Origin of the sequence: Bariatricus sp. HCP28S3_F11 (assembly GCF_052065395.1) — a bacterium.
GTDB lineage: Bacteria > Bacillota > Clostridia > Lachnospirales > Lachnospiraceae > Allocoprococcus.
In genome coordinates this window covers 51,247-66,372 of the sequence record NZ_JBQHUC010000004.1, presented here as the reverse complement: position 1 = coordinate 66,372, position 15,126 = coordinate 51,247, and the positions used below count along the sequence as shown (strand labels likewise).

The window sequence follows — 15,126 nt, the reverse complement described above, 5'->3', positions numbered from 1 at the left end:
TTTTGCATAATCAGTTGTTATTATATAGTGTAAGACGTTTTATACAGGGAAGGCGGTGACACAACATCGAAGATTTTGTACTGATTAAAAAAATCCAAGCGGGCGATACGGAAGCATTTGACGTATTAGTCCGTAAATATTACGGACTAATCTATCAGTTTTGTTACCGCAGATTAAATGGAGATACAGACACCGCAGCAGATATTACACAAGACGTATTTTTGAAATTGTTAGAAAATATTCATGCTGTCCGTATGTTGGGAAAGTTTCAAAATTACTTACTAACTATCGCCGCAAATACCTGTAATAACTATTTCAAAAAGGCGAAGCCCATATACACAGACTTAAACACTTTGGATATTACAGATGATACAAGAAGTGCTTTAGAAAGAATGATAGAAAATGAAAACACAGCAGAAGTCCGTAAAGCACTCCTTTCATTGCCAGATTATCAGAAAGAAGTTATCATTTTGCGCTTTTACCACAACTTGAAAATACGGGAGATTGCAAAAATCACAAAGTCAAATATTCCCACCGTAAAATCAAGGCTAAGACAGGGATTGCAAAAAATAGAGCGATACCTTAATGATTTCAAAGGAGGCGATAATGTATGAAAAAAAATAATGATATTCAAGAATGGCTACAGCTTTATGATACACCTGCTATACCCGAAAACAAAATGAATGAATTGATTTCGGCCGGGAAAAAGTACATGGACTGTGCTGAATTTAACAATGATTCTTTGCAGAGTGTTTTACTAAGTCAATTACAGTATCTTCCTCTCTCTTTTTGGCTTGTTCAAATAGCATTGTTTGCCATAGCTATTCTACTGGTTTGTCTTTTCGGGCATTGGAATGTTTCCTTTCAATATCCTTTGATAGCACTTGTGGTCATTATTCCGTTAATCGTGTTAGTGGGAGTTCGGGAGGTTTCTAAAAGTAACATATACGATATGTGGGAAATAGAACAATCCAGCCGCTGCCAGTTGGTGAAGATTACTGCTTGTCGTATGTTAATCATTGGTTTAGCCGATTTGTTTTTGATAACATTTGTTTTAGTAATAACAAGTTTGTATTACCAACAATCCATAATCGAAGTAATTTTGTATGGTATGGTTCCATTTAATGTTTCCTGTACCTGCTATCTCTTGACAATTATGAAAAATGAAAAGGGGCAAATTTCCTACCATTTATTTGTATGTATGATTTGTATAGCAGTCATATTTTCAATTATTTTGAAACAGGATGTTCTTTTTGAAACATCAATGCTATGGGGCTGGGCTGCCTTTTATTTCTTTTCACTTGCCCTATTAGGGAAAACGGTACGGAACTATTTGAAGCATGAAAAAATGATAGGAGAATCAGCATGGAACTTACAATAAAGAATCTTTCTAAAGAGTATGGAAAAAAGAAAGCGGTACGGTGTTTCAACGCAACTTTGACGAATGGAGTGTATGGCTTATTAGGTGCGAATGGTGCAGGAAAAACCACTCTTATGCGCATGATATGTGATGTTCAAACAGAAACCAAAGGGGCTATTATGCTCAATGGAAAAAACATTCACGATTTAGGAGAACAGTATCGCAATATTTTAGGATATTTACCACAGCATTTTGGGTACTATCCAAACTTTACGGCGTATAAATTTTTGATGTATATTGCAGCAATTAAAGGACTTCCGCACCAAAAAGCTCATAAACGTTCTTTGGAGCTATTGGAAAAAGTTGGATTATCGGAACAAAAGAATGTAAAAATCAAAACTTTTTCCGGCGGGATGAAACAACGGCTGGGGATTGCGCAAGCACTTTTGAACAATCCTAAAATCTTAATTTTAGACGAGCCAACAGCAGGACTTGACCCAAAGGAACGTGTCAGATTTCGTAATCTGATTAGTACGTTGGCCGAAAACCGTATTGTAATTTTATCAACGCATATTGTCTCCGATGTTGAGTACATTGCAAAAGAAATATTGATTATGAAAAATGGAGAATTGTTGCATCAAGGTTCAGCGGAAACAATTTTGCAGCCAATTCAATCGTTTGTATGGGAATGTGACGTAACCCGGCAGGAAGTCGATAGCTTAGAAAAAAACTATGTTGTGGCAAATCTAAAACATAGTGCAGGAGCAGAGCGTTTAAGAATTATATCAGAAGTGGCACCTTGCAAAACTGCGCGGAATGTAGAGCCGACACTAGAGGATTTATATTTATACTACTTTGCGGAGGTGTCTGATAATGAATGATATGATTAAAGCAGAGCGGGGCAAGATAATTTCAAAAAAACCGACTAAAATTTTTTTTGTTATGGGAATTATCCTTATCGTAGCTTATTTTTTCCTATTCCAGTTTGGTTATACCTCTGTATTCTATAACTACGATACCGGGAAAATGGACACTGTAAGTGGATTTGCTGCGATTGAACAAAGAAAAGAAACCGCAAATATGTTTGCAGGCAAATTAACCCCGGATTTATTGACACTTATGGAGCAAAGAATAACAGAAGCACAAACAGCTACCGCTACAAAGGATGAAAATTCGGCTTTTTCTGCGCTTCATGTTTATAGGGATCAGGCAGCTATTTTGGAATACATGACAGAGCCAGACGGAGAAATGAAATCTATTGAAGAAGCCTATCCTAATCATGAATCTATTATTTTAGGATATTGTGACGGGTGGGATAAAATGCTGTCCAGTATGGGGAATGTTTTAGCTATACTTTTATGTCTGCTTGTTGTAATTACTTTATCTCCGGTTTTTTCAGAAGAATATTCCTGCCATACAGATAGCGTGATTTATGCGGCACGCTACGGAAAAACAAAACTAGTGACAGCAAAAATCATAGCTTCTTTAGAAACTGTCATAGGTATGTACATTGTTTTTATGCTGCTTAATGCTGCTCTATATATGGGAATATACGGAGTACAAGGGTGGAATGTAAATATTCAATCCTCATTACATTATGCGTCCTCTACCTATGATTTGACTTTTTTGCAAATGTTCTTAATTTCAGTAGCATTAAATATATTAGGACTTATTGCAATGACAATCATTACGCTATTTATTAGTGCAAAATTGAATGCTCCGGTTACGGCTCTCATTGCTTCATGTGTGGTATGTTTTTTGCCGGTTCTATTCGATTTTTCCGAGAGTGTACCGTTACTGCAAAAGTTACAAGAAGTTTGTCCGATTTTTATGCTTCACATGAATGGCGTATTTACTTCTGTAAAAACATATATGGGTATTCAGCAACCAGTTATTATGTTTTTGTTTAACCTATGTCTTATATGCTTGTTCTATTTTTTGATAAGGAATACGACAAAGAAACATCAAGTTATGGGATAAGTATATACTGAGAGCAAAGCCAGCCGAGCCAGTCAACGGTCAAGATGAACGGCGCGCCGCCGTTGACAGCCCCGCCCGCCTTTGCTGGTAGGCAATCAAGGGGCGACAGCAAGGAGTGCTGCCGCCCCGCACTATTATCAGAGAGGGGGAATTTCCATGACCGAAGATGAAGCCTACAAGGTGCATATCCAGTACACCTTTAACGCCTTTTGCAAGATTGTTATTCGCCATGCAGCCATAGATAAAATCTTGAAGCTGCGCCGGAGGTGGGAACGGGAAGTTTCCCTTGACTACCTGATGAATGAGAAGTTTGTCCAGTTTGCCGAGCCGGAGCAGTTTGAAGAATATCTTTTTACTGCCTGCGGCCAGACCGCCGTTCTGTACCATGCGGAACTTGCCGCCGCCCTTGCCCTTTTGCCGGAGCAGACACAGGAAGAAATCTTCCGTTACTATTTCCTGCGCCAGCCGCAGCGAGTGATCGGCGTACATATCGGCCGGACACGCAGCACAGCGGGGCGGCATATCCAGCTTGCCTTGCAGCGGCTACGGCGGCTTATGGAGGGAAAAGACTATGAGTAAACTTCTCTCCTATGAAACAATCGTCAAAGCCCATGAGGGCGACCCGGACGCAATCGACACCGTTCTTTCCCACTATGCCGGATATATCCGCTACTTTTCCAAAGTACACGGGCAGGTCAACGCCGAGGTTGAGGAATATGTGAAGCAGAAGCTAATTGCCGCGCTATTCAAGTTTCGCTTTGACCGATAAGCCCTAAAACAGAATATCAGCCGCCCACCGGCGCGGCCAGTGAAAGCAGTAAGTCTGAAAAAGATTTGCTGCTTTTTTTGTTGTCCGGCTGCATTCCCGGCCATTTTGCCCTGTTCGGATTGTAGTAGTAAGTGAAGGGGAAATTTTTCTGCCCCGGCGTTTGGCATTTTTGATTTTTGTCCGTAGTAAGAAGCAAAGAGAAAATAAGCCGTTTTGTTTGGCAAATTTCAAAACGCGGTGGTGTAGGGAGTGAAAGGGAAAATTCTCTGCCCCGCCAGTTGCCAAAACCCTGTTGCCCGGATTACAGAAGCAAAAGAAATTTTGAAAAATCCACGACCAGCGGGTAGCTGGCGGCCTTTGAAATGTATCTTTAGCGGAAAGGAAAAAAGACCGCCCACAGCGGGCCGCAAGCCCTGTTCTGTCCGTTCTATGTACGGAAAAACCCGACAGGGGCAGTCTGCGGCAGTCTTAGAGCAAGTTTCTACCACGGTGCCAAAATCCGCAATTCTGCGGTTTTGCCCCTCGCGGGAAACTTGTTGGGGAGTGCCTTCCCCAAACCCTGCTATGGCGGCTTGCGCCGCAAAAATATTTCCGTCCGGCAGGCCGTTTTTTTGCGAGAACTGCCCCGGAAATACCTAACAGACCAGCCTATTTTTTGTGATAAGTGAAAGGAGGTTTACAGCCCATGCCGAAGCGATACAACACACCTCACCGCAGCCGCGTTGTGAAAACCCGGCTGTCCGAAGATGAATACGCCGACTTCACAGCGCGGCTTGCGCCCTATGGTATCAGCCAGTCCGAATTTCTCCGGCAGGCGATACGGCGCACCGCCATACGCCCTATTATCCATGTGTCAGCGGTCAATGACGAACTGCTTTCCGCTGTCGGGAAACTCACAGCCGAGTACGGCAGGATTGGCGGCAACCTCAACCAGATTGCCCGGTATCTGAACGAGTACGGCGCACCCTATAACGCGCTGTCCGGCGAGGTACGCGCCGCCATAGCCGACCTTGCCGCCCTCAAGTATGAAGTCCTCAGGAAAGTAGGTGACGCAGTTGGCAACACTCAAGCATATCAACTCTAAAAACGCCGACTACGGAGCCGCCGAACAATACCTGCTGTTTGAGCATGACGAGTTTACCATGAAGCCCGTCCTTGATGAAACCGGCAGGCTTATCCCCCGCGAGGACTACCGGCTGTCCACGCTGAACTGCGGCGGGGAGGATTTTGCCGTTGCCTGTATGCGGGCAAATCTCCGCTATGAGAAAAACCAGCGGCGGGAAGATGTGAAAAGCCACCACTATATCATCAGCTTTGACCCACGGGACGGCCCGGACAACGGCCTGACCGTAGACCGGGCGCAGGCGTTAGGAGAGCAATTCTGTAAAGAGCATTTCCCCGGCCATCAAGCCCTTGTATGTACCCACCCGGACGGCCATAACCACAGCGGCAATATTCATGTGCATATCGTTATCAATTCGCTGCGGATAGAGGAAGTCCCGTTCCTGCCCTACATGGACAGGCCAGCCGACACGAAAGCCGGTTGCAAGCACCGCTGTACTGACGCGGCCTTGCGCTACTTCAAATCCGAAGTCATGGAGATGTGCCACCGGGAGGGGCTTTACCAAATCGACCTCTTGAACGGCAGCAAGAACCGCGTCACAGACCGGGAGTATTGGGCGCAGAAAAAGGGACAGGCCGCGCTGGACAAGCAGAACGCCCCCATGATTGCAGGCGGTATCACGCCCCGGCAGACCAAGTTTGAAACGAACAAGGAGAAGCTGCGGCAGACCATACGCGCCGCGCTGTCTGCGGCGACCTCATTCGAGGACTTTTCCTCTCTGCTGCTGCGGGAGGGCGTGGCCGTCAAGGAGAGCCGGGGGCGGCTATCCTATCTCACGCCGGACAGGACAAAGCCCATTACTGCCCGCAAGCTGGGTGACGATTTTGACCGCACCGCTGTCCTTGCCGTTTTGGAGCAGAACGCCCAGAGGGGCGTAACAGTTCATTCCGTCCCCCAGCCGCAGACCCATGCCGCCGGAGCCGCAGAAAAGACCGAAGCCCTGTCTATCAAAGACCAACTACGGGCAGACAGAGCCGCCAAGACCGCCCCGAAAGAGGACGGTGTGCAGCGGCTTGTGGACATTGAGCAGAAAATGGCCGAGGGCAAAGGCCGGGGCTATGAACGCTGGGCGGCCATGCACAACCTCAAACAGATGGCCGCGACGCTGAATGTGTATCAGGAATACGGCTTCACTTCCCCGGAGCAGTTAGAAGCTGCCGTTGATACCGCCTATCAGGAAATGCGCCAGACCAGCGGCGAACTGAAAACGCTGGAAACGAAGCTGCAAGGGAAAAAGGAGTTGCAGCAACAGGTACTTGCCTACGCCAAGACCAAGCCTGCCCGCGACGGGCTGAAAGCGCAGAAATCCCCCAAAGCCCGCGAAGCATACCGGCAGGCGCATGAGAGCGACTTTATCATAGCCGACGCAGCCGCCCGGTATTTCAAGGCGCATGGCATTACCAAGCTGCCCGCCCGGAAAGCGTTGCAGGACGAGATCGAGCAGCTTGTCTCCAAGAAATCCGGCCTTTATAACACCTACCACGAACAGAAGCAGCGGTATGCGGAGTTGCAGACGGTCAAGCGGAACATCGACCAGATTTTGCGCCGGGAGGAACCCCGCCGCAGAAAGGAGCAGAGCCATGAGCGATAAGCTGCCGAGAATGGACTACCGCCAGCACCGGCGGGCGCGGCGGCTGGTGCATGAGTGCTGTAACTACGACGAGGGAAACTGCCTGCTGTTGGACGACGGGGAGCCTTGCGTGTGCGCCCAGAGCATTTCCCTTTCCCTCATGTGCCGCTGGTTCCGTGTGGCTGTCCTGCCACTTGACGGGGAACTGGCCGCAGCCCTCTTGTACCGGGGGAGCCGGAAACGGTGTGCCGCCTGCGGGGCAGCATTTGTCCCCAAATCCAACCGGGGGAAATACTGCCCCGACTGCGCCGCCAGAGTACGCCGCCGCAAAGAAGCCGAGCGACAGCGCAAACGCTACCACCTTTCTACGCATTTAGGGGCTGTCAAACCCTTGTAAATCAAGGCTTTTTTGCCCGCCCTCAACGGGGGCTTGATACATTTATCCTTTTCCCCCGGAAACGGCGTTCTAAATGCGTACAAACGCCCTAAATCCACCCAAAGGAGGAACCATGTCAGACAACCGAAAATACTACTACCTCAAGCTGAAAGAGAATTACTTTGACGAGGATGCTATCGTGCTGCTGGAAAGTATGCAGGACGGTATCCTCTATTCCAACATTCTCTTGAAACTGTACCTGAAATCGCTGAAAAACGGCGGGAAGTTGCAGCTTGATGAAAATATTCCCTACACCGCGCAGATGATTGCCACCATTACCCGCCAGCAAGTTGGCACCGTAGAGCGAGCCTTGCAGATTTTTATGAAGCTGGGGCTTGTGGAGCCGTTACAGAACGGCGCGTTGTATATGAGCAACATTGAACTGCTTATCGGCCAATCCTCTACCGAGGGGGAGCGGAAACGGCGGGCAAGGCTGGCTTTGCAGGAGCAGAAAGCCTTGCCAAAGGCCGGGGCGGACAAATGTCCACCATATCAAGCGGACATTTGTCCACCAGAGATAGAGATAGAGAAAGAGATAGAGATAGAAAAAGAGAGAGAGCGAGAGTTAGATACGGGACAGCCTGCCCGCGCCGCCTATGGCCGATATGAAAATGTCTTTCTTTCGCAATCAGAACTGGACGGGCTGAAAGCAGACCTGCCCGACAAATGGAACTATTACATTGACCGGCTATCCTGCCATATCGCGTCCAGCGGCAAGCGATACCGCAGCCATGCCGCCACAATCTACAAATGGGCGCAGGAGGACGCAGCCAGGAAATCCCCGAAAAAGGGCATACCAGACTACTCATGCAAGGAGGGCGAGAGTTTATGAAGAACGAAATCAACGCTGTTTTGGAGAATATGACGGCTGCCACCCCGGAGCCGGAGGACTACACCGGCGAGGATGGTTTACTGTACTGCGGCAAGTGCCATAAGCCGAAAGAAGCCTATTTTGCGCCGGATAAGGCCGCTATCTTTGGCCGTGACCGCCACCCGGCAGAGTGCGACTGCCAGAGAGCCGCCCGCGAGGAACGGGAGGCCGCCGAGAAGCGGCGCAGGCACCTTGACACCGTGGAAGAACTGAAACGCCGGGGCTTTACCGACCCCACCATGCGGGACTGGACTTTTGAGAACGACAACGGCAGGAACCCGCAGGCCGGGATTGCCCGCCGGTATGTGGAACACTGGGAGGATATGCGAACCGACAATATCGGCTGCCTGTTCTGGGGCGGCGTGGGAACCGGGAAAAGCTACCTTGCGGGCTGTATCGCAAACGCCCTAATGGAGAAAGAAATCCCCGTCCACATGACAAACTTTGCCCTTATCCTCAACGACCTTGCCGCCAGCTTTGAGAACCGCAACGAGTACATTTCCCACCTTTGCCGCTATCCGCTGCTTATCCTTGACGACTTCGGCATGGAGCGCGGGACAGAATACGGGCTGGAACAGGTTTTCAATGTGATTGACAGCCGTTACCGCAGCGGCAAGCCGCTGATCGTCACGACCAACCTCACGCTGGACGACCTGCGAAACCCGGAGGACACCGCCCATTCCCGGATTTATGACCGGCTGCTTTCCATGTGCGTCCCGGTACGCTTTACCGGCGACAACTTCCGGCAGGAAGCTGCGCAGCGGAAAATGGAGAGCATGAAGAAACTGATTACCGACTGAAAGGAGTATTGCCTATGGCAGATAACAAGCAGCACGACCACCGCACCACCCGCCGCCCCGACTGCGTGACGGAAATTCGCATGGGCAACTCCGTCCTTGTCGTGTCCGGCTATTTCAAGAAAGACACCACAACCACCGCCGCCGATAAAATGGCGCGGGTACTGGAAGCGGAAGCCGCTACCATACACAAATCCCCCTTTACCGCCTAAGCGGAGCATGGAAAAGCGGTCACGCCGGGGAGCATGACCGCTGGAACGATAGCCGGATTTGAGATTATTTCTGCTTTCTTTTTCTGCTTCCAATTATTGATACTGCAAACACAAGACAGGCAATGAGCAGATAGAAAATCCAATCCTTTGTAAATATCGCCGCTATCAGTAAAACGATTGCGATAACAATAGAAATAGCTAATAAAACACTTCTTTTCATAAGTGCTACTCCTTCAAACAAGCCGAGATTTTGTAATAAAACAAGTATAGCATACGAATTTGAATTTTTCTACCACCATATTTACAACGAGAAGCCGTGAAATAAAAATCGTCATTTTTTATAGGCTATAAAGAAGCAGTTTTGACGCTTTTACCGCTATACAGCCCCCGCTGTTCCGTGGTACAATAAAGCTACGGAATAGTGGGGCTGGCTGTCGGAAACGGAGGATTTTATGTTAAGACAAGCCACCCAAAACCTAATTACCGCCCTTTATCCGAGATTGTCCCATGAGGACGAATTGCAAGGCGAGAGCAATTCCATATCGAACCAGAAAAGGATACTCGAAGCCTACGCAAAACAGAACGGCTTTACCAATCTGCGCTGGTACACCGACGACGGTTATTCCGGGGCAAATTTCCAAAGGCCGGGCTTTCAGTCTATGCTTGCAGACATTGAAGCCGGGAAAGTGGGAACCGTTATCGTCAAGGATATGTCGAGGTTGGGGCGAAATTACCTGCAAGTGGGGTTTTACACGGAAATGCTGTTCCCTCAAAAGGGTGTGCGGTTTATCGCTGTCAACGACAATGTGGACAGCGCAAACGGCGGCATGGACAACGATTTTACCCCGCTGCGAAATCTGTTCAACGAATGGCTGGTGAGAGATACGAGCAAGAAAATCAAGGCAGTTAAAAAATCAAAAGGCATGAGCGGCAAGCCTGTTACCAGCAAGCCGGTTTATGGCTATCTCATGGACGAGGACGAAAACTTCATCATTGACGAGGAAGCCGCCCCGGTGGTACAGCAGATTTACAAGCTTTGCCTTGCCGGGAACGGCCCGACCAAGATTGCCCGTATGCTGACCGAGCAGCAAATCCCCACGCCGGGGACGCTGGAATATCAGCGGACAGGAAGCACCCGCCGTTATCACCCCGGCTATGAGTGCAAATGGGCGACCAACACCGTGGTGCATATCCTTGAAAACCGGGAATACACCGGCTGTCTGGTGAACTTCAAGACGGAAAAGCCCTCTTACAAGACCAAGCACAGCGTAGAGAACCCCATTGAGAAACAGGCGATTTTCGAGAACCACCATGAGCCGATTATTGACCGTGAAACATGGGAACGGGTGCAGGAACTCCGCAAGCAGCGCAAGCGCCCCAACCGCTACGATGAAGTGGGGCTGTTCTCCGGGATTTTGTTCTGCGCAGACTGCGGCCATGTGCTGTATCAGCAGCGGTATCAGAACAAAGACCGCAAGCAGGACTGTTACATTTGCGGCAGCTACAAGAAACGCACCCGGAACTGTACGGCGCACTTTATCCGCACCGACCTGTTGACCGCTGGTGTCCTGGCAAATCTCCGGCAAGTGACCGAATACGCAGCCAAGCATGAGAGCCGGTTTGTGAAGCTGCTTATCCAGCAGAACGAGATCGGCGGCAAGAGAAAGACCGCCGCAGCCACGAAGCAGCTTGAACAGGCGCAGGAGCGCATTGCCGAAGTGAGCCGCATTATCAAGCGGCTGTATGAGGACAATGTGAACGGCAAAATCAGCGACGAGCGTTTCATGGAACTGTCGGCAGACTATGAGCAGGAACAGCGGGAACTGAAAGACCGCGCCGCCGCTTTGCAGGAGGAACTGGACAAATCGCAGGCCGCCACCGTCAACGCGGAAAAGTTTATGGGTATCGTCCGAAAGTACCTTGCCTTTGAGGAACTTACCCCCACCCTCTTGCGAGAGATGATTGAGAAAATCGTCGTGCATGAGTGCAGCTATGACGAGAACGGCACCCGCAGACAGGACATTGAGATTTATTACAGCTTTGTCGGCAAGATTGACTTGCCGGAATAACCGCCCGACCTATCCGACACAATGCGCAAGTGCCGGATAGGAACGGCAAAATTTTTTACACTTCTATTACTTCTTTATCGCACATCAGTAAAGTCCCAGGGAATGAAGCAGCTCATGGCCGGTGGCGGTGTTGCCCTTATCGGTACCACTCTTGTACCTTTGCTTTCCGGTTTGTTCTAAATCAGATTCTGGTTTTGGGGCAGGGAGAAACCCTGTCCCGGAGGAAAGGAGGAAATAATTGAACAGCATAATTCAGCAGATTACTGACTGGCTGAAAGGACTGCTTGTATCAGGTATCATGAATAATCTCACCAACACATTTTCCTCTGTGAATGACCAGGTGGGGCAGATTGCAACAGAGGTAGGACAGACTCCCAGCAGTTTTCTGCCGGCGGTATTCAATATGGTCAGGAACCTGTCAGAAACGGTAATCATGCCGATCGCGGGTATTCTTTTGACCTTCATAGCCTGCTATGAGCTGATACAGCTGATAATCAGTTATAACAATCTGGCAAGCTTTGAGACATGGTTTATCTTTAAGTGGATCTTTAAGACTTTTGTGGCAGTAGAGCTGATCACACACACCTTTGATATCACGATGGCGGTATTTGATGTATCGCAGAGCGTGGTAAGCCGGGCCGGAGGCATTATTCAGGGAAGCACGGCAATTGATGCAAGCACCCTTGCGACAATGCAGACCACACTGGAAGCAATGGATTTGGGACCACTGCTTGGGATATTCTTACAGTCGTTTGTTGTGCAGTTCCTTATGTATATACTGGCAGCAATCATTTTCGTCATCATCAACGGACGAATGGTGGAGATTTATCTTATGGTCAGCCTTGCACCGATTCCGTTTGCGACCTTTGGAAACAGGGAGCAGAGCATGATGGGACAGAATTATGTAAGAAGCCTGTTTGCACTTGGATTCCAGGGATTTCTAATCATGGTATGTGTGGGAATCTACGCAGTCCTGATTCAGTCGGTAGCATTTAACGCAGATATCATTGGCTCGCTATGGAGGGTTATGGGCTTCACCGTTTTGTTAGCCTTTACCCTGTTTAAGACGGGAGCAGTAGCAAAGAGCATACTTCATGCTCATTAAGGAGGAAGATTATGGCAGCATCTTATATCAGTGTCCCGAGGGACCTGACAAAAGTAAAAAGCAAGGTGATGTTCAATCTGACAAAAAGACAGCTGATCTGTTTTGGTCTGGCGGCTCTCATTGGAGTACCGTCCTTCTTTTTGCTCAAAACAGTAGTGAAAGTCAATACGGCAGTTATGGGGATGATGGTGATTATGATGCCATTCTTTTTCCTTGCCATGTATGAGAAGAACGGTCAGCCGCTGGAGGTCATTTTGAGTCACATGATACAGGCAATCTTCAAGAGACCGAAGATACGTCCATATATGACGGACAACTATTATGCCGCACTAATGAGGCAGGCAAAAGCAGAGAAGGAGGTAGAAAACATTGTTCGACATTCGCAAAAAGAAGAATCAGGAAAAAAGAAAGTTCACCATGCCGGAGGGATTAACAAGGGACGAGCAGAGAGCTGTAAGGAAAATCGTAAGAAATGCCCAGAAAAATGATGGTATTCCAAGAACTGCCCAACAGAGTATCCCTTTTGACCGGATGTTTCCGGATGGCATTTGCAGAGTAGGGCTTGATTATTATACAAAGACAATACAGTTCCAGGATATCAACTATCAGCTGGCGCAGCAGGAAGATAAGACAGAGATCTTCGAGGAGTGGTGTTCCTTCCTAAACTTTTTTGACAGCTCCATCAATTTTCAATTATCGTTTATCAATACGACAACGGATGTTTCAGCTTTTGAGAAAAGTGTTGCCATTGAACATAAGAATGACGGCTTTGATGATGTGAGAGATGAGTATTCAGAAGTGCTCCTGCATCAGATGGAGGCAGGAAATAACGGTCTTACCAAGACAAAATATTTAACTTTCGGAATTCATGCAGAATCCATGAAAACAGCAAAGCCGAGGCTCATTCATATTGAGACGGATATTCTCAATAACTTCAAAAGACTGGGAGTAAGGGCAAAGACCTTAAACGGAAGTGAAAGACTGGAACTGATGCACAGACAGTTTCATATGGGAGATGACGCAAAATTCCATTTTGACTGGAAGTATCTGGCGGGATCCGGCCTTTCCGTAAAGGATTTCATTGCACCGAGCAGTTTTGCTTTTCCAACCGGAAGATACTTTCAGATGGGAGACATGTATGGATGCATGAGTTTCTTATCCATTGATGCATCGGATATCAGTGACAGGCTGCTTGCAGATTTCCTTTCCATGGAATCCAGCCAGATTGTGACCATGCATATCAAGTCGGTAGACCAGAATGAGGCAATCAAGACCATCAAGCATACCATCACGGAGCTTGACCGAAGCAAGATTGAGGAGCAGAAAAAGGCAGTCAGGGCCGGTTATGATATGGATATCATTCCATCCGACCTTGCAACTTATGGCAAGGATGCCAAGGCACTGTTAAAGGAGCTGCAGTCACAGAATGAGAGAATGTTTCTTCTAACATTTCTTGTGATGAATACGGGAAGGACAAAGCAGGAGCTTGAAAACAATGTATTTCAGGCAGTATCCATTGCACAGAAGCATAACTGCAATCTGGTCAGACTGGATTACCAGCAGGAGCAGGGGCTTATGAGTACGCTGCCGCTTGCCAATAATCTGATTGAGATCCAGAGGGGGATGACCACATCCAGTACAGCGATATTTGTTCCGTTTACCACCCAGGAGTTATTCCAGAATGGAAAAGAGGCTTTGTATTATGGTCTGAATGCACTTTCCAATAACATGATCATGGTAGACAGAAAGAAGCTTAAAAACCCCAATGCCCTGATTCTTGGTACACCGGGTTCCGGCAAGTCTTTCAGCGCAAAGAGGGAAATCGCCAATGCGTTCCTTGTTACGAATGATGACATCATCATATCCGATCCGGAGTCAGAGTATTCTCCTCTGGTGGCAAGATTTGGAGGACAGGTGATTAAGATCAGTCCGACTTCTGACCAGTATATCAATCCAATGGATATCAACATGAACTATTCGGATGATGATAACCCGATTGCCCTTAAGGCAGACTTCATTCTGTCCCTGTGTGAGCTGATCGTAGGAAATAAGGATGGACTTAAACCTGTTGAGAAAACGGTCATCGACAGATGCATCCGTCAGATTTACCAGAAGTATTTTGAGAATCCGGGACCGGAGAATATGCCGATTCTCGGGGATCTGTATCAGGCGCTCTTAAACCAGGATGAGCCGGAAGCAAAGCATGTGGCAACAGCCCTTGAAATCTATGTATCCGGTTCCTTAAATGTCTTTAACCACAGAACCAATGTGGAGCTTACAAACCGCCTTGTATGTTATGATATCAAGGATTTAGGTAAACAGCTTAAGAAGATTGGCATGCTTGTGGTACAGGATCAGGTATGGGGAAGGGTAACCGAGAACAGAAGCCAGGGCAGATCCACCAGATACTACATGGATGAGATGCACCTTCTGCTCCGTGAGGAACAGACGGCTGCCTATACCGTGGAAATCTGGAAGCGTTTCAGAAAGTGGGGAGGAATACCCACCGGTATTACCCAGAACGTCAAGGATTTGCTGGCATCCAAGGAAGTGGAGAACATTTTCGAGAACTCTGACTTTATCTATATGCTGAACCAGGCAGTAGGTGACAGACAGATTCTTGCCAGACAGCTTAATATCAGCCCTCACCAGCTTTCGTATGTAACACATTCGGGAGAAGGTGAAGGGCTTTTATTCTATGGCAATGTTATTCTGCCATTTGTGGACCGCTTCCCTGCAAATACGGAACTTTACCGTATCATGACAACCAGATTGTCAGAGGTAACAGAAGCAAAGAAGGAGCAGTCAGCGTAAGCGGCTGTTTCTTCGGAAAG

The 15,126-nt window shown here is 47.9% G+C and carries 17 protein-coding genes and 2 pseudogenes; 18 read left to right on the top strand and 1 reads right to left on the bottom strand.

From position 1 onward, the window contains the following. Positions 1–65: 65 nt before the first annotated feature. From ACTNBR_RS03155 to ACTNBR_RS03095, 13 genes and pseudogenes are all read left to right on the top strand, one after another. Positions 66–614 carry an RNA polymerase sigma factor gene (locus tag ACTNBR_RS03155; RefSeq protein WP_441016471.1) on the top strand — a complete coding sequence of 183 codons (549 nt, stop codon included), beginning with the start codon at positions 66–68 and terminating at the stop codon, positions 612–614. Beyond that, on the top strand, positions 611–1,381 hold the full coding sequence (locus ACTNBR_RS03150; RefSeq protein WP_441016328.1) for a hypothetical protein: 771 nt from the start codon (positions 611–613) through the stop codon (positions 1,379–1,381). The genes ACTNBR_RS03155 and ACTNBR_RS03150 overlap by 4 nt, the downstream gene beginning before the upstream one ends. Then, entirely contained in the window at positions 1,366–2,241 is an 876-nt protein-coding gene (locus ACTNBR_RS03145; RefSeq protein ID WP_407879140.1) for an ABC transporter ATP-binding protein, read from the top strand. Before ACTNBR_RS03150 ends, ACTNBR_RS03145 begins: the two co-directional genes overlap by 16 nt. Next, positions 2,234–3,340, top strand: coding sequence for an ABC transporter permease (locus tag ACTNBR_RS03140; protein ID WP_441016325.1), 1,107 nt, complete (start codon positions 2,234–2,236; stop codon positions 3,338–3,340). Before ACTNBR_RS03145 ends, ACTNBR_RS03140 begins: the two co-directional genes overlap by 8 nt. 156 nt (positions 3,341–3,496) lie before the next feature. Further along, a complete protein-coding gene (locus ACTNBR_RS03135) occupies positions 3,497–3,919 on the top strand; it encodes a sigma-70 family RNA polymerase sigma factor (RefSeq protein ID WP_441016322.1) in 423 nt (140 codons plus the stop codon). Then, on the top strand, positions 3,912–4,109 hold the full coding sequence (locus ACTNBR_RS03130; RefSeq protein ID WP_249279599.1) for a helix-turn-helix domain-containing protein: 198 nt from the start codon (positions 3,912–3,914) through the stop codon (positions 4,107–4,109). The genes ACTNBR_RS03135 and ACTNBR_RS03130 overlap by 8 nt, the downstream gene beginning before the upstream one ends. 685 nt (positions 4,110–4,794) lie before the next feature. Then, positions 4,795–5,193, top strand: a complete 399-nt coding sequence (locus ACTNBR_RS03125; protein ID WP_441016316.1) for a plasmid mobilization protein — start codon at positions 4,795–4,797, stop codon at positions 5,191–5,193. Beyond that, a pseudogene (locus tag ACTNBR_RS03120) lies at positions 5,165–6,104 on the top strand (relaxase/mobilization nuclease domain-containing protein); the annotation flags it as partial. The gene ACTNBR_RS03125 and the pseudogene ACTNBR_RS03120, both read left to right, overlap by 29 nt. A gap of 71 nt (positions 6,105–6,175) precedes the next feature. Next, positions 6,176–6,823, top strand: a pseudogene (locus ACTNBR_RS03115) (relaxase/mobilization nuclease domain-containing protein); the annotation flags it as partial. Further along, positions 6,813–7,199 (top strand): cysteine-rich VLP domain-containing protein, encoded by a 387-nt coding sequence (locus ACTNBR_RS03110; RefSeq protein WP_441016313.1) that lies wholly within the window; start codon positions 6,813–6,815, stop codon positions 7,197–7,199. The pseudogene ACTNBR_RS03115 and the gene ACTNBR_RS03110, both read left to right, overlap by 11 nt. A gap of 112 nt (positions 7,200–7,311) precedes the next feature. Continuing rightward, positions 7,312–8,070 (top strand): phage replisome organizer N-terminal domain-containing protein, encoded by a 759-nt coding sequence (locus ACTNBR_RS03105; RefSeq protein WP_087284433.1) that lies wholly within the window; start codon positions 7,312–7,314, stop codon positions 8,068–8,070. Continuing rightward, positions 8,067–8,909: an ATP-binding protein gene (locus tag ACTNBR_RS03100; RefSeq protein ID WP_441016310.1), complete on the top strand. Its 843-nt coding sequence runs from the start codon at positions 8,067–8,069 to the stop codon at positions 8,907–8,909. The genes ACTNBR_RS03105 and ACTNBR_RS03100 overlap by 4 nt, the downstream gene beginning before the upstream one ends. A gap of 14 nt (positions 8,910–8,923) precedes the next feature. Next, a complete protein-coding gene (locus tag ACTNBR_RS03095; protein WP_441016307.1) occupies positions 8,924–9,118 on the top strand; it encodes a transposon-encoded TnpW family protein in 195 nt (64 codons plus the stop codon). 64 nt (positions 9,119–9,182) lie between these two features. On the opposite strand, the gene ACTNBR_RS03090 is transcribed toward ACTNBR_RS03095, so the two are convergent. Next, a complete protein-coding gene (locus ACTNBR_RS03090) occupies positions 9,183–9,338 on the bottom strand; it encodes a hypothetical protein (RefSeq protein ID WP_441016304.1) in 156 nt (51 codons plus the stop codon). A 232-nt stretch (positions 9,339–9,570) separates the two neighbouring features. Between ACTNBR_RS03090 and ACTNBR_RS03085 the strand changes: the two genes are divergently transcribed. Genes ACTNBR_RS03085 through ACTNBR_RS03065 form a run of 5 tightly spaced genes read left to right on the top strand, consistent with a single transcriptional unit; the run spans position 9,571 to position 15,106 of the window. Then, positions 9,571–11,187 carry a recombinase family protein gene (locus tag ACTNBR_RS03085; RefSeq protein WP_441016301.1) on the top strand — a complete coding sequence of 539 codons (1,617 nt, stop codon included), beginning with the start codon at positions 9,571–9,573 and terminating at the stop codon, positions 11,185–11,187. Between the two features lie 21 nt (positions 11,188–11,208). Further along, entirely contained in the window at positions 11,209–11,367 is a 159-nt protein-coding gene (locus ACTNBR_RS03080) for a Maff2 family mobile element protein (protein WP_441016298.1), read from the top strand. 58 nt (positions 11,368–11,425) lie between these two features. Continuing rightward, complete coding sequence (locus tag ACTNBR_RS03075) at positions 11,426–12,292, top strand: VirB6/TrbL-like conjugal transfer protein, CD1112 family (RefSeq protein ID WP_127067690.1); 867 nt, start codon at positions 11,426–11,428, stop codon at positions 12,290–12,292. 11 nt (positions 12,293–12,303) lie between these two features. After that, complete coding sequence (locus tag ACTNBR_RS03070; protein WP_441016295.1) at positions 12,304–12,780, top strand: PrgI family protein; 477 nt, start codon at positions 12,304–12,306, stop codon at positions 12,778–12,780. Beyond that, on the top strand, positions 12,710–15,106 hold the full coding sequence (locus ACTNBR_RS03065; RefSeq protein ID WP_441016292.1) for a VirB4-like conjugal transfer ATPase, CD1110 family: 2,397 nt from the start codon (positions 12,710–12,712) through the stop codon (positions 15,104–15,106). Before ACTNBR_RS03070 ends, ACTNBR_RS03065 begins: the two co-directional genes overlap by 71 nt. Positions 15,107–15,126: the final 20 nt, after the last annotated feature.

Excerpts from the sequence above, each read along its gene's own strand:
- ACTNBR_RS03095 (WP_441016307.1), top strand. The coding sequence starts at position 8,924 with ATGGCAGATAACAAGCAGCACGACCACCGCACCACCCGCCGCCCCGAC.
- ACTNBR_RS03070 (WP_441016295.1), top strand. The coding sequence starts at position 12,304 with ATGGCAGCATCTTATATCAGTGTCCCGAGGGACCTGACAAAAGTAAAA.
- ACTNBR_RS03150 (WP_441016328.1), top strand. The coding sequence starts at position 611 with ATGAAAAAAAATAATGATATTCAAGAATGGCTACAGCTTTATGATACA.
- ACTNBR_RS03135 (WP_441016322.1), top strand. The coding sequence starts at position 3,497 with ATGACCGAAGATGAAGCCTACAAGGTGCATATCCAGTACACCTTTAAC.
- ACTNBR_RS03100 (WP_441016310.1), top strand. The coding sequence starts at position 8,067 with ATGAAGAACGAAATCAACGCTGTTTTGGAGAATATGACGGCTGCCACC.
- ACTNBR_RS03130 (WP_249279599.1), top strand. The coding sequence starts at position 3,912 with ATGAGTAAACTTCTCTCCTATGAAACAATCGTCAAAGCCCATGAGGGC.
- ACTNBR_RS03140 (WP_441016325.1), top strand. The coding sequence starts at position 2,234 with ATGAATGATATGATTAAAGCAGAGCGGGGCAAGATAATTTCAAAAAAA.
- ACTNBR_RS03080 (WP_441016298.1), top strand. The coding sequence starts at position 11,209 with ATGCGCAAGTGCCGGATAGGAACGGCAAAATTTTTTACACTTCTATTA.
- ACTNBR_RS03145 (WP_407879140.1), top strand. The coding sequence starts at position 1,366 with ATGGAACTTACAATAAAGAATCTTTCTAAAGAGTATGGAAAAAAGAAA.
- ACTNBR_RS03105 (WP_087284433.1), top strand. The coding sequence starts at position 7,312 with ATGTCAGACAACCGAAAATACTACTACCTCAAGCTGAAAGAGAATTAC.
- ACTNBR_RS03110 (WP_441016313.1), top strand. The coding sequence starts at position 6,813 with ATGAGCGATAAGCTGCCGAGAATGGACTACCGCCAGCACCGGCGGGCG.
- ACTNBR_RS03085 (WP_441016301.1), top strand. The coding sequence starts at position 9,571 with ATGTTAAGACAAGCCACCCAAAACCTAATTACCGCCCTTTATCCGAGA.
- ACTNBR_RS03125 (WP_441016316.1), top strand. The coding sequence starts at position 4,795 with ATGCCGAAGCGATACAACACACCTCACCGCAGCCGCGTTGTGAAAACC.
- ACTNBR_RS03065 (WP_441016292.1), top strand. The coding sequence starts at position 12,710 with ATGCCGGAGGGATTAACAAGGGACGAGCAGAGAGCTGTAAGGAAAATC.
- ACTNBR_RS03090 (WP_441016304.1), bottom strand. The coding sequence starts at position 9,338 with ATGAAAAGAAGTGTTTTATTAGCTATTTCTATTGTTATCGCAATCGTT.